The 20790-nt window shown below is 68.3% G+C and carries 16 protein-coding genes; 5 read left to right on the plus strand and 11 right to left on the minus strand.

Going from position 1 to position 20790, the window contains the following annotated elements:
* Positions 1 to 3 precede the first annotated feature (3 nt).
* The 3 genes from FHW79_RS19440 (at position 4) to FHW79_RS19450 (ending at position 3740) form a co-directional block, all read left to right on the plus strand.
* Positions 4 to 1446: an efflux transporter outer membrane subunit gene (locus tag FHW79_RS19440; RefSeq protein ID WP_183180478.1), complete on the plus strand. Its 1443-nt coding sequence runs from the start codon at positions 4 to 6 to the stop codon at positions 1444 to 1446.
* A 158-nt stretch (positions 1447 to 1604) separates the two neighbouring features.
* Entirely contained in the window at positions 1605 to 2150 is a 546-nt protein-coding gene (locus tag FHW79_RS19445) for a TetR/AcrR family transcriptional regulator (protein WP_183180479.1), read from the plus strand.
* Between the two features lie 60 nt (positions 2151 to 2210).
* Positions 2211 to 3740: an MFS transporter gene (locus tag FHW79_RS19450; RefSeq protein WP_183180480.1), complete on the plus strand. Its 1530-nt coding sequence runs from the start codon at positions 2211 to 2213 to the stop codon at positions 3738 to 3740.
* A 21-nt stretch (positions 3741 to 3761) separates the two neighbouring features.
* Here FHW79_RS19450 and mutL read toward each other — a convergent pair whose 3' ends face one another.
* Both mutL and FHW79_RS19460 read right to left on the minus strand, forming a co-directional pair.
* The gene (gene mutL / locus FHW79_RS19455; protein WP_183180481.1) at positions 3762 to 5657 is read right to left on the minus strand and encodes a DNA mismatch repair endonuclease MutL; all 1896 of its coding nucleotides are present in this window, start codon (positions 5655 to 5657) and stop codon (positions 3762 to 3764) included.
* A gap of 76 nt (positions 5658 to 5733) precedes the next feature.
* Positions 5734 to 6576: a hypothetical protein gene (locus FHW79_RS19460; protein ID WP_183180482.1), complete on the minus strand. Its 843-nt coding sequence runs from the start codon at positions 6574 to 6576 to the stop codon at positions 5734 to 5736.
* 335 nt (positions 6577 to 6911) lie between these two features.
* Here FHW79_RS19460 and FHW79_RS19465 point away from each other — a divergent pair, with 335 nt between their 5' ends.
* Complete coding sequence (locus FHW79_RS19465) at positions 6912 to 8117, plus strand: hypothetical protein (protein ID WP_183180483.1); 1206 nt, start codon at positions 6912 to 6914, stop codon at positions 8115 to 8117.
* 493 nt (positions 8118 to 8610) lie between these two features.
* Here the strand turns inward: FHW79_RS19465 and FHW79_RS19470 are convergent, their stop codons facing one another.
* Both FHW79_RS19470 and pgi read right to left on the minus strand, forming a co-directional pair.
* Positions 8611 to 9795, minus strand: coding sequence for a hypothetical protein (locus tag FHW79_RS19470; protein ID WP_183180484.1), 1185 nt, complete (start codon positions 9793 to 9795; stop codon positions 8611 to 8613).
* Between the two features lie 249 nt (positions 9796 to 10044).
* A complete protein-coding gene (gene pgi / locus FHW79_RS19475; protein ID WP_183180485.1) occupies positions 10045 to 11688 on the minus strand; it encodes a glucose-6-phosphate isomerase in 1644 nt (547 codons plus the stop codon).
* 189 nt (positions 11689 to 11877) lie between these two features.
* On the opposite strand from pgi, the gene FHW79_RS19480 reads away from it, so the two are divergent.
* The gene (locus tag FHW79_RS19480; protein WP_183180486.1) at positions 11878 to 12060 is read left to right on the plus strand and encodes a hypothetical protein; all 183 of its coding nucleotides are present in this window, start codon (positions 11878 to 11880) and stop codon (positions 12058 to 12060) included.
* 120 nt (positions 12061 to 12180) lie between these two features.
* Here the strand turns inward: FHW79_RS19480 and FHW79_RS19485 are convergent, their stop codons facing one another.
* The 7 genes from FHW79_RS19485 to FHW79_RS19515 all read right to left on the minus strand — a co-directional run bounded on the left by FHW79_RS19485 (position 12181) and on the right by FHW79_RS19515 (position 20785).
* On the minus strand, positions 12181 to 13557 hold the full coding sequence (locus tag FHW79_RS19485) for a pitrilysin family protein (protein ID WP_183180487.1): 1377 nt from the start codon (positions 13555 to 13557) through the stop codon (positions 12181 to 12183).
* Between the two features lies 1 nt (position 13558).
* The gene (locus FHW79_RS19490; protein WP_183180488.1) at positions 13559 to 14980 is read right to left on the minus strand and encodes a pitrilysin family protein; all 1422 of its coding nucleotides are present in this window, start codon (positions 14978 to 14980) and stop codon (positions 13559 to 13561) included.
* Between the two features lie 139 nt (positions 14981 to 15119).
* On the minus strand, positions 15120 to 15731 hold the full coding sequence (locus FHW79_RS19495; RefSeq protein ID WP_183180624.1) for a DUF3035 domain-containing protein: 612 nt from the start codon (positions 15729 to 15731) through the stop codon (positions 15120 to 15122).
* Positions 15732 to 15815: 84 nt separating this feature from the next.
* The gene (gene lspA / locus FHW79_RS19500; RefSeq protein ID WP_183180489.1) at positions 15816 to 16319 is read right to left on the minus strand and encodes a signal peptidase II; all 504 of its coding nucleotides are present in this window, start codon (positions 16317 to 16319) and stop codon (positions 15816 to 15818) included.
* A gap of 144 nt (positions 16320 to 16463) precedes the next feature.
* Positions 16464 to 19319, minus strand: coding sequence for an isoleucine--tRNA ligase (gene ileS, locus FHW79_RS19505; RefSeq protein ID WP_183180490.1), 2856 nt, complete (start codon positions 19317 to 19319; stop codon positions 16464 to 16466).
* 208 nt (positions 19320 to 19527) lie between these two features.
* Positions 19528 to 20220, minus strand: coding sequence for an orotate phosphoribosyltransferase (locus FHW79_RS19510; protein WP_137115792.1), 693 nt, complete (start codon positions 20218 to 20220; stop codon positions 19528 to 19530).
* An 82-nt stretch (positions 20221 to 20302) separates the two neighbouring features.
* The gene (locus FHW79_RS19515; RefSeq protein WP_183180491.1) at positions 20303 to 20785 is read right to left on the minus strand and encodes a DUF29 domain-containing protein; all 483 of its coding nucleotides are present in this window, start codon (positions 20783 to 20785) and stop codon (positions 20303 to 20305) included.
* Positions 20786 to 20790: the final 5 nt, after the last annotated feature.

Here is a 20790-nt window from a genome sequence, read left to right on the forward strand (position 1 = left end):
ACGATGAGACCGCTCGCCATCCCCTTCCTCCTCGCGCTGTCCGCTTGCTCCCTCACCCCGGCCCTCGACAAACCGGCCCCGCCGGTGCCGGCGGCCTTGCCGACCGTCGCCGGGGTCGAGACACACGCACTTGCGGTCGAGTTTGAATGGCGCACGCTGTTCGGTGATCGCCGTCTGCGGCGGCTGGTCGAACTGGCGCTTGCCAACAACCGCGACCTGCGGCTGGCGGCCCTGAACACCGAGACGGTCCAAGCCCAGTACGGGATCCAGCGCGCCGCACGTCTGCCCGCCATCGACGCGACCGGTGGCGTCACCCGCCAGCGGACGGCCGCCAATGCCAAGACCAGCCCGGCCGTGCCGGCAACCACACAAAATCAATACGGGCTCACCGTCGGGCTGAGCGCGTTCGAGATTGATCTGTTCGGCCGGGTGCGGTCGCTGTCCGACGCCGCCCTGGCTCGCTACCTCGCCAGCGACCAGGGGCGACGATCCGCACGGATCGCTTTGATCGGTGCGGTTGCGGACGCTCATTTTGCCGAGCGGCTGGCTCAGGAACAGCGGCAGCTGGCCGAACGCACCCTGGCCGACTGGCAGCGGTCGCTCGACCTGGCGCAGCGATTGCGGGAGCGCAGCCAGAACAGTGGGTTGGACGTGGCCCAGGCCGAAGGGCAGTTGGCCACGGCCCAGGCCGATCTGGAGGCGCGGACACGAGCCGTGGCGCAAGCTCGCAACGCGCTGCAACTCCTGATCGGTGCCGAACCGCCCGCCGACCTGCCGGACGCCCTGCCGCTTGAAGGACAGGCGGTCACGCTTCGCCCTCCGGCGGGCCTGTCATCGGACCTGTTGCTTCGCCGGCCTGACATTCTCCAGGCGGAGCAGGCTCTGATCGCGGCCAACGCCGACATTGGCGCGGCGCGGGCGGCGTTCTTCCCGCGCCTGTCGCTGACCACCTCGCTGGGCTACGTCAGCCCGGCCATGGCCGGCCTGTTCGGTGCCGATCATGGGACGTGGACCTTCGCGCCGCAGATCACCCTGCCTTTGTTCCAAGGCGGACGGCTGAACGCCGAACTGCGTTTGGCCGAACTTCGCAAGTCCGCCGCCGTCGCCGAGTACGAGCGCGCCATCCAGATCGCGTTTCGCGAGGTTGCCGATGGTCTGGCGGGGCAGGCGACTTTCGGTCGCCAAATCGAAGCACAGACGCGCGTGGTCACCAGCGCGGAGCGCCGTGTCGAGCTTTCCAGCCGGCGCTACCGCGCGGGTGTTGAAGGGCGGCTGGAACTGCTGGATTCCCAACGCCAGCTTTATACGGCGCGACAGGCCTTGCTGGACCTGCGCCGCGACGAGTTGGGCAACGCGGTTGCGCTTTACAAGGCGCTGGGCGGCGCGATGGACGACGAGCCCGCCACTCCGACCCTTGGCACCGTGTCTCCATCGAGCCGTCCCTGACAAGCAATCAGGGAGCGAACGCGAAACACCCGAAACGAGAAGCAACCGACGGCTGACGGGAAGGGTGGAGGGTCGCCATGCCTGAACGGCTTGCCCGCATCGGCGCTTTGCTATATCAATTCATCCGTATGGATTGATATTTGGTTGGGGAGGTTTTCGTGGGGCGTCTGCCGACGATCGACCGGAACAGGGTTCTCGACATCGCTGAAAGCCTCGTGCTGACGGCGGGCACCAGCGGCTTGACGATGGATGCCGTCGCCAAGGCCGCCGGCGTCTCGAAAGGCGGCGTGCAGTCGCGCTTCGGCAGCAAGGACGACCTGATCGCCGCGATGATCGAACGCTGGGCGTGCGAGTACGACGCCCAGATCACCGCCGCCGTCGGACCGGCGCCGACGCCTGTCGAGGCGGTGCGCGGCCACGTCGAAGCCACCATGGCGATGGACGCCGACGGCCACGCCCGGGCCGCCGGCATGATGGCGGCGTTGATCGAGGCCAAACGGCACATCGACAGCACCAAGGCCTGGTACGAGGAGCGGTTCGGCGGCTTGGACCCCCGTTCCACGGAAGGGCGCCGGGCCAGGATCGCGCTTCTGGCCACCGAAGGGGCCTTCCTCCTGCGCGCCTTCGGCTTCATGGACTTCCGCGACGAGGACTGGAGCGGCCTCGGGCGCGACCTGCGCGCGCTCCTCGATGATGGGCTCTGAGGGAAAACCTGGGTCGTTTCCGCCGGCGCTCCACACTCGTAACCACCAAGGACTCTTCCCATGTTCCCCGGCACGCGATGGCTGATCCTGGCCACCGTTTCCAGCGCCCTGTTCCTGATCGTCGTCGACATGACGGTGCTCTACACCGCCTTGCCGACGCTCACCCGTGAGCTGGGGGCCACCGCTTCCCAGAAGCTCTGGATTGTGAACGCCTACCCCCTGGTGATGGCGGGGCTGTTGCCCGGGTTGGGCACGCTGGGTGACCGGGTCGGGCACAAGCTGATGTTCACGGCCGGCCTCCTCGTGTTCGGCGCGGCGTCGTTCGGCGCTGCCTTCGCGCCTTCGCCGGCAACCCTGATCGCCGCGCGGACGGTGCTGGCGGTCGGCGCGGCGATGATGATGCCGGCGACGCTGTCCCTGATCCGCCTCACCTTTACGGACGCGGAGGAGCGGTCGCTCGCCATCGGCATCTGGGCCGCCGTCGCCTCCGGCGGCGCCGCGGCCGGTCCGGTGATGGGAGGGGCGCTGCTGGAGCATTTCTGGTGGGGCTCGGTCTTCCTGATCAACGTGCCGGTGGTTGTGGCCGCGTTCGCCGCCAGCACCCTTTTGCTGACCAACCGTCCCGGAGACGCCGGGCGTCCCTGGGACCTGATCGGTTCGGTTCAGGTCATGATCGGCCTCGGCGGCCTGATCTATGCGCTGAAGGAAACCGCCAAGCGCGACCCCTCGTGGGGAATGGCCGGGCTGACGCTGCTCGTCGGTCTGCTCGCCATGGCGCAGTTCACGCGCCGGCAGCGCCGCAGCCGCTTTCCCCTGATCGACTTTTCACTCTTCGCCGATCCGCGCTTTTCCGCGGGCGTGGCGACCGCCCTGGCGGCGGCGGCGGCGCTGATCGGGGTGGAGCTGGTGTTCAGCCAACGTCTCCAGCTTGTGCTGGGGCTTTCACCGCTCGAGGCCGGACTGCTGATCCTGCCGATCCCGCTTGCCGCTCTGGTCGCGGCACCGCTGACCGGGGCGGCGCTGTCGCGGCTCGGACCCGCGCGCGTGCTTTGGGGCGCACTCCTGTTGACCGGCTTGGCCCTGCTGGCCTTCCTCGCCAGCCACGACGGCCCGGCCGGGCTGTGGATCGCGGCCCTCACGGTGATGGGGCTTGGCAGCGGCGCCGCGATGACGGCGGCGTCCTCGGCCATCATGCTCTCGGCCCCCGAGGACCGGGCCGGAATGGCGGCGTCGGTCGAGGAGGTTTCCTACGAGCTGGGAGGAACGCTCGGCATCGCGCTGCTGGGCAGCCTGATGTCGCTGCTTTACACGCGGGCCATGCTCGTGCCGCCCGGGATTGCGATCGCTCCCGAGGCGCGCGACAGCATTGATGAGGCCCTTGCCCTATCGGAAGGGCTGGCACCATACCAGGCCGAGCAGGTGATCGGTGTGGCCCGGGTGGCCTTCGACCAAGCCTTCATTGGTGTCGTCGGCACGGCCGCCCTGATGCTGATTGCCGTCGCCTTCGTCGTGCGTCGCATGCTTGCCGGTCAGGAAGGGGTGAAAGACAACGGTTCTTCGGAGCGACGGGTTGGTGGCTGCCGAGGTTGATGCGTCCGGCGGGCGGCAAATTCACCGGCGCCCGAACAGCCGTTCGATGTCGGACAGCTTCAGTTCCACGTAGGTGGGGCGGCCGTGGTTGCACTGGCCGCTGTGGGGGGTAGCCTCCATCTGGCGCAGCAGGGCGTTCATCTCCTCCACGCTCAAGCTGCGCCCGGCGCGGACGGAGCCGTGACAGGCCATGGTGCCGCACACATGCTCCAGACGCTCCTTCAACGAAAGCGCGTCACCCAGCTCCGCCAACTCCTCGGCGAGGTCGCGGACGAGGCTCTTGACGTCGCTCTGCCCCAGCAGGGCCGGGACCTCGCGCACCAGGACGCAGCCCGGGCCGAAGCCTTCGACCACAAGGCCCAGCTCCGCCAGTTCTGCGGCGCGGCCCAGAAGGCGGTTGGCGGACGGCTCGTCCAGCTCCACCAGCTCGGGGATCAGCAGGGCCTGCCGCTTCACGCCGCCTTCCAGAAGGGCAGCCTTCATCCGCTCATAGACCAGCCGCTCGTGGGCGGCGTGCTGGTCGACGATGACGATGCCCTCGGTGGTCTGGGCGACGATGTAGGTGTTGTGGACCTGGGCGCGGGCCGCCCCCAGCGGGTGGCTGTCCAGCGGCGGAACGGCGGCGGCCTGCGCCGCGTAGTCCGGCGGGCGCGCGGCGGGAGCCGCCTGCCAGCCGGCGAGGCGGCCCTGCAAGGGGGGCAGCGGCGCCTGATGGGGCGCCTGGAAGGCGCTCGCCCGGTCGGCCAGCCCGCGCGGCACGACGGAGCCGTAGCTTCCGCCCCAGGACTGCGCCGGCTGGTGCCCCGGGCTGCGGTAGGGCAGGGGGGAGGGCGGCGGGATGGTTCCGTCGGTGTCCACCCCGCTCTCCGGGCGCAGCGCGCCCAGCGTCGCCAGCCCCACGGTGGTCGAGGCGCGGTGCCCGGCCTCGGCCAGCGCGTGCTTCAACGCGCCGACGATCAGCCCGCGCACCAGGCCCTGGTCGCGGAACCGCACCTCCGCCTTGGCGGGATGGACGTTCACGTCCACCTCCTGCGGGTCGAGCTCGAGGAACAGAGCCAGCATGGGGTGGCGGTCGCGCGGCAGGAAATCGGCGTAGGCCGCCCGCACCGCGCCGACCATCAGCTTGTCCCGCACCGGGCGGCCGTTGACGAACAGATGCTGATGGCGGGCGGTGGGGCGGTGCAGGGTGGGCAGGCCGATCCAGCCGGCGAGCGTCACCCCCTCGCGCGCCGCCTGCACCGGCACGGCGTTGTCCTGGAAGTCGCGGCCCATCAGGGCGCCCAGCCGGGTCAGCCGGGCGTCGAGCAGGTCGCCCTGCGCCGCCGACAGGCGCAGCGTCGAGCGGTTGTCGCCATCCAGCGTGAAGGCCACGCCGGGATGGGCCATGGCGAGCCGTTCGATGCAGTCGCCGATGTGGTCGAACTCGGTCCGGGCGGCCTTCAGGAACTTGAGCCGGGCGGGAACGGCGGCGAACAGGTCGCGCACCTCGACGCGGGTGCCCTGGGCCAGCGCGGCGGGTTGCGGCGCGCCCTTCAGGCCTGCGTCCACGGTCAGCGCCCAGGCGCTGTCGGCGCCGCGCGGACGGCTGGTCAGGGTCAGGCGGCTGACCGCCCCGATGGAGGGCAGCGCCTCCCCGCGGAAGCCCAAGGAGCGGATGTCCAGCAGGTCGTCGGACGGCAGCTTGGAGGTGGCGTGCCGCTCCACGGCGAGCGCCAGCTCGTCCGGCCCCATGCCGCAGCCGTCGTCGGTGATCGTGATGAGCGACTTCCCGCCGTCGCGCACCACCACGTCGATGCGGGTGGCCCCGGCATCGATGGCGTTCTCCACCAGTTCCTTGACGGCGGCGGCGGGCCGCTCGATCACCTCGCCGGCGGCGATGCGGTTGACGAGCGTGTCGGGCAGCATACGGATCGGCATGCGCCAAATATAGTAGGGTCACGCCGGGAATGCCACCATGAGCGGGGGCGTGCGCGGCAACCGGATGCGGCGGTCCTCAGGCTCCGGCGAACAGCTCCGTCAACCCGTTCAGCAGGCCGGCGGCCATGTCGGTGGCGGTGTCGTCCATGCCGACCGAGCGGACGGAGGCGAGGACGCGGGCATTCTGTCCCTCACCCCCGCCGGTCACCGCCCACAGGCTGGCGCCCTGACCCGGCCGGGTGTCGCTGAGGCGTCCCAGCGTTCCTCCCCTGACGGCGCTGAGCAGCGGGCCGCTGTGGTCGTTTCCATCCTTCAGCGCGATCATGTGCAGCGGATCGTCCGTCTTGGCGGACCGGCTGGCAAGGCCGAGCCGGTCGAAGACGATCTGCAATTCCTTGCCGCTGTTGGGCATGCCGATGCCGATCAGGCCGGCCTCGGCGTCGGCATCCTCAGCGAACGGGTCCTTCACCCCGGCAACGCGCAGCGCGTCCGGCATCTCGGGTTTGCTGAGGCCGTTCTTCGCCGCCAGCTTGTCCAGCAGGCCATGCGCAGCGCCACCCAGGACAATGGGCTGGTCCTCGGGCAGGTTGAGCGTCTGGCGCAGCATGCCCATCGCCTCCCGCATGTAGTCGGCCTGCTTGAGATCGTAGTCGCGGCGGGCGAGCATGGTTTCCATGCGCGCCGCCACCGGGTCCTTCGCCGTCGTCTCGTCGGCCTTTGGCGCCGCGAAGGAGATGATCCCGGCCTTCATGGCCCGGACCGCGTCGGGAGACAGGCTGACCGTGTCCACCGTGCCGTTGCGGCCGCTCGTGGGCGCGGCGGTTCCCGACGTGGCGGCATCGTGTCCCTTTGCCGGAGCCGGCTTGGCGCTGGCGCCGAAAGCGGCGGGCGTGCTGCTGGTGACATCGGTGATGGACATGCGCGCTTCCCCCCACTTTTCGATGGTGCGGCCTTCGGGATGCATCCCGAGGTGGTGAGCGATGATGCCGGGGGCGGGATCGGTTGTCCATGCGGCGGAAGCGACCGGTCGGATGGCGCGTGTCCAGCCCGCTTCTTTTGTCGGGGTAATAAATTGAAGGACGAAACGTCAATGGGGTCCGTGAAAATAAAAATCACCAATCACTATTGGCGTTCGCTTGCTTTGTCCTGAGAGTGTCATAAGAACACAAATGCATGTCTATTGATGAGATGTTTGAATATTGCTTTGATCCGAGGAAATGTGCTGCTCCATCCGATTTGTTGTGGGAGCAGTCCATGTCCGATACCCCCGCCATCTACGCCGCGCCAGTCGACATCCCGGTGGTCCGGCAGCCCTTCAACCTGCAGGGCTACAGCAACTCCCTCAACGTCACCATCGGCACGCCGAGTGGCCTGCTGCACGAGGTGCAGGTCGACACCGGTTCGACCGGCATCGTCATCCCCGCAACGTTGCTGATGGTCGACGGCGACACGTCGAAGGGGCTGGCCGCGGGCGTTGTGTCGCTCGGGCCGGCGCAGATCACCTATCACCCGTCGGGCAACACGCTGGCCGGTTGCCTCTATCTCGTGCCCAGCCTGACGATCGGCGCGTCGCTGAACGACTCGAAGCAGGTCGTTTCCGTCTGCGAGGCCGGGCCGCTGGTGGTCTTCGGCGCGCAATATGCCGGCAACACCGGCACGCCCGGCGTCCAGAACCCGGTCGATCCGGGCATGGGGATGATGGGCGTCGGCTTCGGCCGCCCGGCGCTGAGCTACACCGCGAACGCCGGTCAATCCGATCAGGTGGTCTACACGCTGAGCAACCCGTTCCTGTCGGCGTCGGTGGGCGGCCAGCCGCTCTACCCTTCCTACCTGCTGTCCTCGGCGGGGAGCGGGCCGAGCGGCTACATAACGCTGGGCGTCACGACCGCCGAGTTCACGGCCGCCCCCTTCAACGGCCAGACCGTCGCGCTGACCTCGGTCAAGCCGCCGGTCACGCCGAACGTCACCAACGGCTGCAACTGCGCCCCGGCGTCGGGAACCTCCTGGCCGGCGGCGCCGGCCCAGCCCTATTGGCTGACCGGTCCGGCGACCATCACCATCAGCACGGTCAACGACGCGTTGCCGCTCAAGGCCACCCTGCTGCTCGACAGCGGCGTCACCGGCGCGATGATGAGCGTTCCGCAGGTGAAAACGTGGACGGCCAATCTCGGCGGAGCGGAAATCACCATCGCCGTGCCGAACGGGTCCAGCCCCGACGCGGAACCGGTGATGACCTACAGCTTCGCCGTTTCGAGCGCGGCTCCGGTCAAGGGCATCTTCGCCATCGACGCCGCGCTGTCCACCGCGGCGGCCCCGGCGTCTCTGGAACCGGTTCTGCCGGACGGTGACATCGCCTTCGTCAACACGGGCATCAACCTGCTGCTGGCCTACAATTACTTCTTCGACGCGCAGCTGGGCCAGCTCGGCTTCGCCACCGCCGCGCCGGTCACGCTGCCGTAAGCGGCGGACGTTCTTGCGTATGGACCGCCCCGCCGTCCCGTACCGCCATGGCGGGGCGGGAAGGGCGGGATGGTTCCAGGGACGGGGCGGTCACGCCGGGCCGGTCTTGTCGGCGGGGTGGCCGTCCTCCTGCGTTTCCGGTTCGCTGGGGGTGGCGGGGCAACTGGCGCGGGACGGGCCGGTGACGACGTCGAAATCGAAATCGGACATGATGGGACCTCCGGTTGATAAGGGAGGCCGCCGTGACCGTCAGGAGGATTTTGCGTGCACCGCGTGCTGGAAACACAAAAGCCGCCTCGGGTCGGGCGGCTTTGGGTGCATCGTGGGTGTGCGATACCTAGGCCGCCGGTGTGTACCAGCGGTACCAAAATCGCCCCAGGAGGGCGGGAGAGGTGAGGCGCACGGGGTTCATGGCCTGCACCCTACGCCGGATCGCCGCACCGCACAAGGATTTCCTGCGGGAGCGTCGCCCGGCGCCTCGGTCATGGCGACGTCAGGCGACCGCCTCGTTGATGTCGTCGTACAGCTGCTCGGCGGCCTGGGCGGCGCCCCAGGCGATCTCCAGAACCTTGTCGGCCTGACCGGAGAGGTCGTTGAAGGACAGTCCAAGATCGAGCAGAACGAGCGACTTGTCGAAGACCTTCAGCCAGCCCGGCTTTCCCTTCTCCAGCAGTTCCAGCGCCTCGTCCATCTGCTTCGCCCAATCGCGCCCTTCCTTGATCATCTCCTGCTTTTCGACAATCTTGACGATTAAATCGTTGATTTGAGCTTCCAGCTTGGGCAGTGCGGCGGCCAGCTCCTTGTTGTTCTTGGCGACGGCTTTGATGTCCCTCATGGCCTTGTCGAGAGTGGACATTGCCCTGCCAAGTTCCCGTGAAATCTCGTGAGACTTCACGTCCACGCCGTCCAGCTTGCTGATATACTGCTTGACGTCTTTGCGGCACTTCCCGATCGTGGCGAATTCCGTCCCGAAGATCGCGTTGATGACCTCACCCGCGGAGTCGGAGCTGTTCCGCGTGAGCGACTTCTTCGCGTTGTAAGCCTTGACGAGTTTGGTGACCTGCCCGTTGATCGCCACGCGGAACTTCTCGGCGGTCAGCCAGAGCTTGCCCAAATCCTTGACCAGTCCGATGCAACCCTTGATCAGGCTGTAGAGGCCGATGACCGCGGACACGCCGCCGGTCGCCACGGCGCCACCGATACCGGCGGCGGAGATCGCCACGCCGCCGATCTGAAGGCCGACATGGACGGCAGCCCGCCACTTGTACTTGCTGTAGTCCTTGTTGGTCTTGACGATCTCCTCCCACGCCTTCTTGACGTTGGCGTCCACCTCCTTGGGCAGGTTGGACGCCTTCATCTTGAGGGCGGCGGCGCAGACGTCCACCGCGGCCTTCTGCATGGTGGGATCGCCGACCAGCTTTCCGACCACCTTGTCCGCCTTCGTGACTTCGGCGACCGCTTCGGTGATGAAATTCTTATAGGCAGAGGATGCGGCGTCCTGGAGTTTCTGCCAGGATAGGGGGTCGTCCTGAAGCTTCTCGATGAACTCTTTTTCGAAATCGACGCCGATGCCAATGTTCAGCTTGCCGCTGCTGTTGCCGAAGGTGACGTTCTTCGGCTTCGCTTCCGCGAGAATGACTTTGGCAGCGTTGACCTCGATAAATTTCAGGATGGGCATCAGTATCTCCACACGCACGGGGAATTCCGAAGCGGTCCGGAAAAGCGTGGCGGCGGAGGATTGCTGGCGCTACAAGCGATTGCACCAAATTGGCGGACGGGTGGGCACGGCGGCCGGATGGACGCCGCATTGTTCATCCAACGTGACTTGATCCCGCCCCGACCTTATTCCGCCCCTGCCCTTATCCCGTCAGGGTGAGATCAGTTTGGAAAGAAAGCTCCCCCGCCGACGGGACGGGGGAGCGGTGGCTCAGCGGTTCTTCCGGTACCAGCCGATCAGCCCGTTGGTCGAGCCGTCGTGCCCCAGCGCGGCGGTCGGGCCGTTCTGGAGTTCGGGCAGGATCTTGCCGGCCAGCTGCTTGCCCAGCTCCACGCCCCACTGGTCGAAGCTGTTGATGGCCCACACGATGCCCTGGACAAACACCTTGTGCTCGTACAGCGCGATCAGGGCGCCCAGCGTGCGCGGGTCGAGCTTCTTGAACAGGATGCTGTTGGACGGCTTGTTGCCTTCGAACACGCGGTGGGGGACCAGCGGCTCGACGGCCTCGGCCGGCTTGCCGGACTTGGCCATCTCGGCGCGCACCTCGTCGGCGGTCTTCCCGCGCATCAGGGCTTCCGGCTGGGCGAAGAAGTTCGACAGCAGGATGCGGTGATGGTCGCCGATCGGGTTGTGGGTTTCCGCCGGGGCCAGGAAGTCGGCGGGCACCAGCTCCGTCCCCTGGTGGATGAGCTGGTAGAAGGCGTGCTGGCCGTTGGTTCCGGGCTCGCCGAAGACCACCGGGCCGGTGGCGTAATCCACCCGCGCGCCCTGCCGGTCCACCGTCTTGCCGTTGCTCTCCATGTCCAACTGCTGGAGATAGGCGGGGAAGCGGTGCAGATACTGGTCGTAGGGCAGCACAGCGTGGGACTTGGCGCCCCAGAAATTGACGTACCAGACGCCGAGCATCGCCATCAGCACCGGCATGTTGCGGTCCAGCGGCGCGGTGCGGAAATGCTCGTCCATGTCGTGGGCGCCGGCCAGCAGCTCGTAGAAGCGGTCCATGCCGATGCCGAGCGCGATGGACAGCCCGATCGCCGACCACAGCGAATAGCGCCCGCCGACCCAGTCCCAGAAGCCGAACATGTTCGCCGGGTCGATGCCGAACTTGCGCACCTCCGCCTCGTTGGTGGAGACGGCGACGAAATGCTTGGCGACGTGGGCGGGGTCGCCGGCGCTCTCCAGGAACCAGCGCCGCGCGGTGTGGGCGTTGGTCAGCGTCTCCTGGGTGGTGAAGGTCTTGGACGCGATGACGAACAGCGTCGTCTCCGGGTCCAGCCACTCCAGCGTCTCGCTGATGTGCGTTCCGTCCACGTTGGAGACGAAATGCACGCCGATCTGCGGGTGCAGGTAGGGGGTCAGCGCCTCCGTCACCATCACCGGGCCGAGGTCGGAGCCGCCGATGCCGATGTTGACGATGTCGGTGATCGGGTGGCCGGTGTAGCCGGTCCAGGCGCCGTCGCGGACCTGCCGGACGAAGCGCTCCATACGGTGCAGGACGTCGTTCACCTCCGGCATCACGTCCTGGCCATCCACCAGCACGGGGCGGTTGGAGCGGTTGCGCAGCGCGGTGTGCAGGACGGCGCGGTCCTCGGTGATGTTGATCCGCTCTCCGGCGAGCATGCGGTCGCGCCAGCCCTCCACGTCCTGCTGGCGGGCGAGGTCGAGCAGAAGGGTCCGGGTCTCCTCGGTGATGCGATTCTTCGAATAATCGAACAGCAGGCCGCAGGCTTCCAGGGAGAAGCGGTTGAAGCGGTCGGCGTCGGCGGCGAACAGGTCGCGCATGTGGAGGGTCGAAACGTCCTGGCGGTGACGGGCCAGGGCTTCCCAGGCGGGCGAACGGGTGAGCGCTGACATTGGGATTTTGCCTCCTTCTCGCGTGCGCGGAGCCTAGCACCGATCGGTGCGCGGCGGGTACGCGCCAAAGCGGCGCATCCAACGTGCACAAAGGTCTAGGTGAAGCGGTCTAAGGTGAGCGGACTATGCGGGGCGGTGGATGAAACCGGCAACCGCCGCCCTGTGTTCTTTTCGGGACAGGAGGTGACCATGAGCGATCCGAACAAGCCCGCGCAGAATCCGCCGGTTCCGGCGGCCCCGGTTCCAGAAGAGGAGGAACGCCGCGAGGACGAGCGGCCCGATCAGGTGGGAATCATCCCCGGCAAGGTGCCGGGCCGCCCCATCGACCCCGGTGATCCGCGCTTTCCGGGAAGCCAGCCGGATCTGGCGTAAGGGAGCGTGGCTACGATGGGCTCCCACCCAACCCTCCCCCGCTTTCGCAGGGGAGGGCTTTTCTCCTCCCCCTGCGAAGCGGGGGGAGGTCGGGAGGGGGGCTCACCGCAACAACGTTCCTCAGCTTCCCCCGTCGATCGTCCGCGTCGCGGTCACGCCTTCCGGACGGCCGACCAGCACGGTCAGCAGCCGGTTGGGATCGAGCAGGCGCTTCGCCACGCGCTGCACGTCGGCCTGGGTGACGCCGTTGATGAAGGCGTCGCGGCGGTCGAGATAGTCGATGCCCAGATCGTCGCGCTTGACCTGGAGAAGGATGCGCGCGATGGCCTGCGTGCTGCTGAGCTGCAGCGGGAAGCTGCCGGTGAGGTAGGTCTTGGCGTCGGCCAGTTCCTCCTCCGTCACGCCCTCGTCGGCCATGCGCTTCCATTCCTGGCGCATGATGTCCAGCGCCTGCCCGGCCTTGGCGTTCACCGTGTTGCCGCCGGCCATCACCAGCGCGGAATGGTCCATCGGGATCAGGTAGCTGTAGACGCCGTAGCTGAGGCCGCGCTTCTCCCGAACCTCCTCCATCAGGCGGGAGCCGAAGCCGCCGCCGCCCAGGATGTAGTTCATCACGGTCGCCGCGTACCAGTCGGGGTCGGCGCGCTTGAGCCCGGTCTGGCCCATCAGCATGACGGTCTGCGCGGTCGGGCGGGTGGCCACCAGCGTTTCGCCCAGCCCCTTCGGCTCGACGTCGGGGATGGCGGCGTTCGCGGAGGTGGCCGGCAGGCCGCCGAACACGTGGTCGAGCGCGCGCCCCAGATCCTCCGGCGTGATGTCGCCCGCCGCGGCGACGACCAGCCGGTCGCGCCCGAAGCCGGTCTTCACGAAGCCGCGCAGGTCGTCCGGGGTGATCGTCGGCAGCGACTCCAGCGTGCCGCGGATCTCGTCCCCGTAGGGATGGCCGGGGTAGGCGGTGGAGTAGAACAGCCGCCGCCCGACGTAGTTGGGATCGGCCTGGTCGCGGCGCAGGCTGGACAGCACGGCGGCGCGCATGCGCTCCACCGCCTCCGCGTCGAAGCGCGGCTCGGCCAGCGACAGGCGGGTCAGTTCGAACGCCTCGTCGCGGCGGTCGCTCAGCGTGCGCAGGCTGCCGCCGAAGCCGTCGCGCCCGGCGTCGTAGCCCAGCGCGATGGCGTTGTCCTGGAGCCGCGCGGCGAAGGCCTGGCTGTCATAGGGGCCGGCGCCCTCGTCCAGCGTGCGGGCGGCGAGGTTGGCGAGGCCATCCTTGCCCTTGGGGTCGGATGCCCCGGCCCCTTCGAAGGCCCATTCCAGGGCGATGATGGGGACCTTGTGGTCCTCGACCAGCCACGCCTCGATCCCGCCGGGGCTGACCACCCGCTTGATCTCGATGGCCCAGGCGGATGTGGCGGCGGGGGTGGTGATGGCGAAGGCGAAGAGGAAAAGACAGGCGCCGAAGACGCGCTTGGACATGAGGCGCTTGGATAGGACGGTCATCTCAGCTTCCCTTGTCCTGGAGCGGCAGCAGAAGGCCGGTGACGTGGTTGGTCTGGCCCAGAACGGCGCGGGCGGCGGCGTTGACCTGATCGGCGGTCACCGCGTCGATGCGCACCGGCCAGTTCTCCACGTCATCAATGCTCTGGCCGGTGGCGATGGCGGCGCCCAGCGTCTGGGCCGGACCGGTCAGGCTGTCGCGGGCATAGGCGGCCTCGGCCAGCATGCGCTTCTTGGCGGTGGCCACCTCCTCCTCGGTCACACCCTTCTCGACGAGCGTCCGGATGTCGGCCTCCAGCGCCGCTTCCAGCGTCTCCATGGTCACGCCGGGGGCCGGCGAGGCGCCCGCCGCCAGCGAGGTCATGTCCCAGGACGACGGGCTGTAGCCCAGCCAGGCGGAGGTGGCGATGCGCTGGTCGACGACGAGGCTGCGGTAGAGACGGGAGGTCGGGCCGCCGCTCATGATCTCCGACAGCACCTGGAGCGGGTAGGCGTAGCCCTCCTTGTCGGTGCGGTAGGAGGGAGCGAGCCAATTCCGGCGGATCGAGGGCTGGCGCACCTCGTCGTCGCGCAGGATGACCCGGCGGGCGGCGCTGATCGGCGGCTCCTGCACGCGGACGCGCTCGGGCACCGGGCGGGTGGGGATGACGCCGTAGTATTTCTCGGCGAGCGGCTTCAGCTCCTCCGCCGTCACGTCGCCGGACACCACCAAGACGGCGTTGTTGGGCGCGTACCAGCTCTTGTAGAAGGACTCCGCCTCCTCCCGCGTCAGGGTGGCCATCTCCTGCGGCCAGCCGATGATCGGCGTGCCGTAGGGGTGGTGGACGTAGAGGGTGGCGTTGATCTGCTCGCCGATGCGGTCGGCGGGCTCGTTCTCGATGCGCTGGCGGCGCTCCTCGATGATGACGTCCCGCTCCGGGTAGACGAGCTGATCGGTGAGGCGGAGGTTCGACATGCGGTCGGCCTCCATCTTCATCACCAGCTCCAGCCGGTCGCGCGCCACGTTCTGGAAATAGGCCGTGTAGTCCCAGGAGGTGAAGGCGTTGTCGCGCCCGCCGTTCTTGGCGACGATGCGGGAGAAGGCGCCGGGCGGAACCTCCTCCGTCCCCTTGAACATCAGGTGTTCCAGGAAATGGGCGATGCCCGACACGCCGCGCGGCTCGTCGGCCGCGCCCACCTTGTACCAGACCATGTGGGTGACCACCGGCACGCGCTGGTTGGTCACCAGCACGACCTGCATGCCGTTGGACAGGGTGAAGGTCTCCGGGAAGAAGACGCCCTTCTCGGCGGCGAAGGCCGGCGTGATGGCCGCGGGGATGGCGCCGGCCAGGGCGCCGGTCAGGGCGATGGCCAGGACGCCCGCGGCGGCGAGCCGGCGCCAGGGCCGTTTCCAGGGTGGGGGAGCGGTGGGGCCGTTGGGGAGCATGGGCCTCTCGTTGGCAGCGGGGGAACGGGAATGCAAAGGGGGCGTCCCCGTCCGGGAACGCCCCCCTAGATACTGGTGCGGCGAGCCGCCCGGAACAATGCCCTGAATTGGGGCCCTGAATTGGGGCTCCGGAGGCGGCTTAGAACAGCCCTTCCAGCGGCGCCCGGCGCTTGCGCTCGATGGTCGGGACGGTACCGTCGTTCAGCGCCTTGCCGGTGGCCTGGGCCTCGCGCAGGCGCTGGTTCTCCTTCTTCGGATCGACGATCTCGTAGGGCTGCTGCTGCGTCTGCCAGAACAGAAGGGAGTCGATCCAGCTCTTGTCGGCGACGACGAGCTGGGTCGTCTCCTGGTCGACCTTGTTGCGGATGCCCGGCTCGATGCCGCTCTTGGCGCCGGCCTGGGCGATCAGCGCCGACTCGCCCGCCGTGTGTCCGGCAGCGGCGGTGGCCGCCGTGGCGCGGGAGGAGGAGCCGCCGAAGACCGAGGCGGCGGCCACAGCGGCCGACGTGGCGTCCTGCGGGCGGGCCGCGCCGGGACGCGGCTCCGGCAGGCGGGCGAGGCTGGGCGGCATGGTCAGCGGCGCGCGGGACACGACCGTGAACTCGTCCGGGCTCGTGCGGTCGAGGCCGATGGAACGGCGGACGTCGGTGCATCCGGTGAGCGCCAGCGCGACGAGCGCCAAGCCCAGCAGCGGACCCCGCCCCAGGGAACGGGTGGAGCGCCGCGCGATGGAGGAGGCGAAGGAAAGCATGGTCACGTTCGAGTCCCGTCGTCTAGTCGTCAGGCCGCTTGTCGTCGGGCCGCGTCCCTTATAGCGGCTCCGTCGCGTGAACTATTACGACTTTTCGCGGCCCGCGAACAGCCCATCCAGCACGAGAAGCGCCACGCCGACGCTGATTCCGCTGTCTGCCACGTTGAAGGCCCAGAAATGCCACCCCCCGATGTGGAAATCGAGGAAATCGGCGACGGCCCCGTAGAGGAAGCGGTCGATCACGTTGCCGATGGCGCCGCCGATGACCATGCCCAGCGCCAGCGCGAGGTAGCGCCGGTCGGCCTGCCGCAGCCAGAGCAGCAGCGCCACCACGATGGCGAAGGCCACCGCGGCCAGCACGTAGGGCATCCAGGCGTGGGAGCTGCCGAAGGTGCCGAAGCTGACCCCGGTGTTCCAGGCCAGCACGAGATTGAAGAAGGGCGTGACCTCGACGACCCGTGGATAGGGCTGCATGACCACGTCGAGGATCCACCACTTGGTGAACTGGTCGAGGACCACCACCAGCGCGGCGACGGACAGGCCGAAGACCGTGTGGCTGCGGCTGCCGGACGTGGAGAGGCTGCTCATTCTGGACTCCGGAGAGTTGTAGCGCGGTGCCCCCACCCCGGCCCTCCCCCGCTGGGCGGGGGAGGGAGAATGGGGCGCCCCTGGTTCCCTCCCTCGCCCAGCGGGGGAGGGCCAGCGGGGGAGGGATAGGGTGGGGGCACCCAATCAGAACGCCGGTTCCGCGTCCACGGCTTCGGCGCAACGGAGGCACAGCGTCGGGTGTGCGGCGTTCGTGCCGACCTCCGGAAGGATCTTCCAGCAGCGCTCGCACTTGCCCCCTTCGGCGAGTCCGGGCACCACCGCGATGCCGGCCACGTCGGGCAGCACGAACGCTCCCTCGGGCGCCGTGCCCTCCGCCACGGTGATCTGCGAGGTGATGCAGATCTCGGCGAAGTCCACGCCGTCGAGCAGCGTCTTGGTCGCCGCGTCCACGAAGACGGTCGGGTTGGCCTGGAGCGACGAGCCGATCTTCTTGTTGGCCCGCTCCAGCTCCAGCGCGCCGGTGACGGTGCGGCGGACGGTGCGGATGGACTCCCACCTGGCGGCAAGATCGTCGTTGCGCCACTCCGCCGGGATGGCCGGGAAGACGCGCAGATGGACGCTCTCCTCGCTCCAGCCCTCGGTGCCGGTCAGGCCCTCGGGACGGGCGAGCCACGCCTCCTCCGCGGTGAAGCAGAGGATCGGGGCCAGCCACGCGGTCAGGGTGGAGAGCAGATGCTCCATCACCGTGCGGACCGAGCGGCGGCGGACCGAGCCCGGCGCGTCGCAGTAGAGGCTGTCCTTGCGGACGTCGAAGTAGAAGGCCGACAGCTCCACGGCGCAGAAATTGTGGATCGCCACCGACAGGTCGTGGAAGTCGTAGGCCTCGATCTTGGCGTGGACCAGCGCGTCCAGCTCCGACAGGCGGTGCAGGACCCAGCGCTCCAGCTCCGGCATCTCGGAGACGGCGATGCGCTCCGCCGGGGTGTAGTCGGCCAGCGCGCCGAGGATGTAGCGCAGCGTGTTGCGCAGGCGGCGGTAATGGTCGGCCTGATACTTGATGATCTCAGGCCCGATGCGCTGGTCCTCGGTGTAGTCGGTGCTGACCACCCAGAGGCGCAGGATGTCGGCGCCGTACTTGTCGCAGACCTCCTGCGGGGCCACCACGTTGCCCAGCGACTTGGACATCTTGCGGCCCTGCTCGTCGAGCGTGAAGCCGTGCGTCAGCACCGCGTCGTAGGGCGCGCGGCCGCGCGTGCCGCAGCTCTCCAGCAAGGAGGAGTGGAACCAGCCGCGATGCTGGTCGGAACCTTCAAGATAGAGCGAGGCCGGCCACTTCAACTCGGGCCGCTGCTCCAGCACGAAGGCGTGGGTCGAGCCGGACTCGAACCACACGTCGACGATGTCCCTGACCTGCTCGTAATCGTCGGCGCGGTAGGCGTTGCCGAGGAAGTCCTGCGCCGGGCGGGCGAACCACGCGTCGGAGCCTTCCTTCTCGAAGATGTCGGCGATGCGGTTGAACACATCGGCGTCGCGCAGGATGGCGCCGTTGTCCTTGCGGACGAACAGGGCGATCGGCACGCCCCAGGCGCGCTGGCGGCTGATGCACCAGTCCGGGCGCTGCTCGATCATCGCGCGGATGCGGTTCTCGCCCTGGGCCGGGAACCACGTCGTGTCGGCGATCGCCTGCAGCGCCGTCTTGCGCAGGTCGTTCGTCTCCATGGAGATGAACCACTGCGGCGTGGCGCGGAAGATCAGCGGGGCCTTCGACCGCCAGGAATGCGGGTAGCTGTGCTTGATGCGGCCCTTGGCGAGCAGCGCCCCGACCTCCGCGAAGGCCTTCAGCACCGCGCCGTTGGCCTCGCCCGGCTTGCCTTCGGCGGTGTAGACGCGCAGGCCGGCGAACAGCGGGACGTGGTCGTAGTAGCGCCCATCCTCGCCGACCGTCTGCGGCACCTCGATGCCGTTGGCCTGACCCAGGTGGAAGTCGTCCTCGCCGTGGCCCGGGGCGATGTGGACGAAGCCGGTGCCGGCGTCGGTGGTGACGAAGTCGCCGGCCAGCAGAGGCACCTTGAAGTCGTAGCCGCTGCGGGTCAGCGGGTGGTGGCAGTAGCCGCCGGCCAGACGCGAGCCGGGGAAACGGTGCAGCAGCCGCGCGTCCTTGATCTTGGTTTCCTTGAAGACGCTCTCGGCCAGCGCGGTGGCGACGACGAGACGCTCACCGACCTCGGCGAGGCTGCCCTCCTCGACCTCAAGGACCTTGTAGGTCGCGTATTCGATCTCGTCGCCGAAGGCGATGGCGCGGTTGCCCGGCAGGGTCCAGGGGGTGGTCGTCCAGATGACGATGTTGGCGTCGTCGACCTCCGGCGCGGGCGAGCCCCAGATGGCGAAGCGCGCGAAGACGGTGGTCGAGGTGTGGTCGTGGTATTCGATCTCCGCCTCGGCCAGCGCGGTCTTCTCCACCACCGACCACATGACCGGCTTGGCGCCCTTGTAGAGGCCGCCGTTCATGGCGAACTTGTGGATCTCGCGGACGATCTGCGCCTCGGCGGGCAGGGTCATGGTCAGGTACGGGTCGGCCCAGTTGCCCTCGACACCCAGACGGCGGAACTCGCCAGCCTGCACGTCCACCCACTTCTGGGCGAACTGGCGGCACTCGGCGCGGAACTGGTTGAGCGGAACCTCGTCCTTGTCCTTGCCCTCGGCGCGGTACTTCTCCTCGATCTTCCACTCGATGGGCAGGCCGTGGCAGTCCCAGCCGGGGACGTAGTTGGCGTCGAAGCCCTGCATCTGGCGCGAGCGGACGATGACGTCCTTCAGCACCTTGTTGACGGCGTGGCCGATGTGGATGTTGCCGTTGGCGTAGGGCGGGCCGTCGTGCAGGACGAACTTCTCGCGGCCCTTCGCCGTCTCGCGCAGCCGCTGGAAGAGGCCCATGTCCTCCCAGCGCTTCAGCAGCTCCGGCTCCTTGGTGGGCAGGCCGCCGCGCATGGGGAAGTCGGTGCGGGGCAGGAAGACGGTGGACTTGTAGTCGCGGGTCATGTCGGGGATATCCTGAACCTGAAGCAGAACCGTCGGGCGGCAGCGGTCAGGCCCCCGACGCACGCACAAACGAGGCGGTCCCGGCCCCCCTCAGGAGGCCGGGTTGGTAATTCGCGCCATACGCGCCATGACCCACGCCGGATGCAGCATCGCGCGGGATATTAGCGGTGTGGGCGGTGCGGTCAAGGCGCGGCGCCTCCGGGCGGCGTCAGTCGAAGCTGGCCTTGCCACCATGGGCGGCAGACCAGGTGACCGGGTCGTTCAGGAACTTCTCGACCTCCGACAGGGTGTTCTCGTCGAAGTACCGGTTCTCGCGGGCGACCTTCAGCACGTCCCACCAGGTGCACAGCTCGTGCAGGCGGACGCCGATGCGGTCCATGTTGGTCTTCGACTGCGGGAAGATGCCGTAATGGAAGATCACGAAGCTGTCGGTCACGGTGGCCCCGCCGTTGCGCAGCGCCGTGACGAAGTTCTCCTTGCTCTTGCCGTCGGTGGCGAGGTCCTCGACCAGGATGACCCGCTGCCCCTCGGTCAGCACGCCCTCGATCTGGGCGTTGCGTCCGAAGCCCTTCGGCTTCTTGCGGACATACTGCATGGGCAGTTCCAGCCGCTCGGCGATCCAGGCGGCGAAGGGGATGCCCGCCGTCTCGCCGCCGGCCACCGCGTCGATGCTCTCGTAGCCGATCTCGCGCTCGATGGTCTGGACGGCGAAGTCCATCAGAGCCTTGCGGGCGCGCGGGAAGGACACGATGCGCCGGCAGTCGGTGTAGACCGGGCTCGCCCAGCCGGAGGTGAAGATGAAGGGCGTCTCGGCGTTGAAATGCAGCGCCTTGATTTCCAGCAGGATCTTCGCGGCGGTGGCGGCGATGGTAGCCCGGTCGGGCAAAGCGGCGGTGGTCATGGCCTAACGGCTCCCAGGGAGGCTCAAACTGTCCCGTGTGTAGCCCCCCGGCGTGCGAATCGCAATGGCCGGACCTTGCCGGTCAGCCCAGCCCGTGCCGGTTGGCCGGGATGAAGTCATCCTCCAGAATCTGGGCGAGGCTGTAGGGGCAATCGGTGGGAAGGGCTTCGGGCGCCACGCCGTCGAACAGCTCCAGGGCCTTGGCCGCCAGCCGGTGCCCCTGCTTCCACGCCTTGGGGAGAAGATCGGGCGCCTTGCGCGCCAGGGTGCCGCTGTCCTCCAGCGCGTAGACCGCCCGGCCGCGCTGCTCCACGACGCTGAGCATCCATTTGTTGCGTGGCGCCTGGGCGGGCGAGTGCTCCAGCTTCAACAGATGTTCGATGACGTGGGTGAGGGCGCTGACCAGCGCGTTTTCCTGGCTGCGGCCCAAGCTCTCGACCTCCTCCGCCAGATTCTCCAGATCCAACTCGGAGTTGACGCGAGTCTCCGCCATCCGACGAAGGGCTGCGGCCTGTTCCAGGGTCCAGGCGTACCAGTCGGTGTCGTAGAGGCGGCCGTCGGGCATGGGAC

Source organism: Azospirillum sp. OGB3 (genome assembly GCF_014192915.1).
Taxonomy (GTDB): Bacteria; Pseudomonadota; Alphaproteobacteria; order Azospirillales; family Azospirillaceae; genus Azospirillum.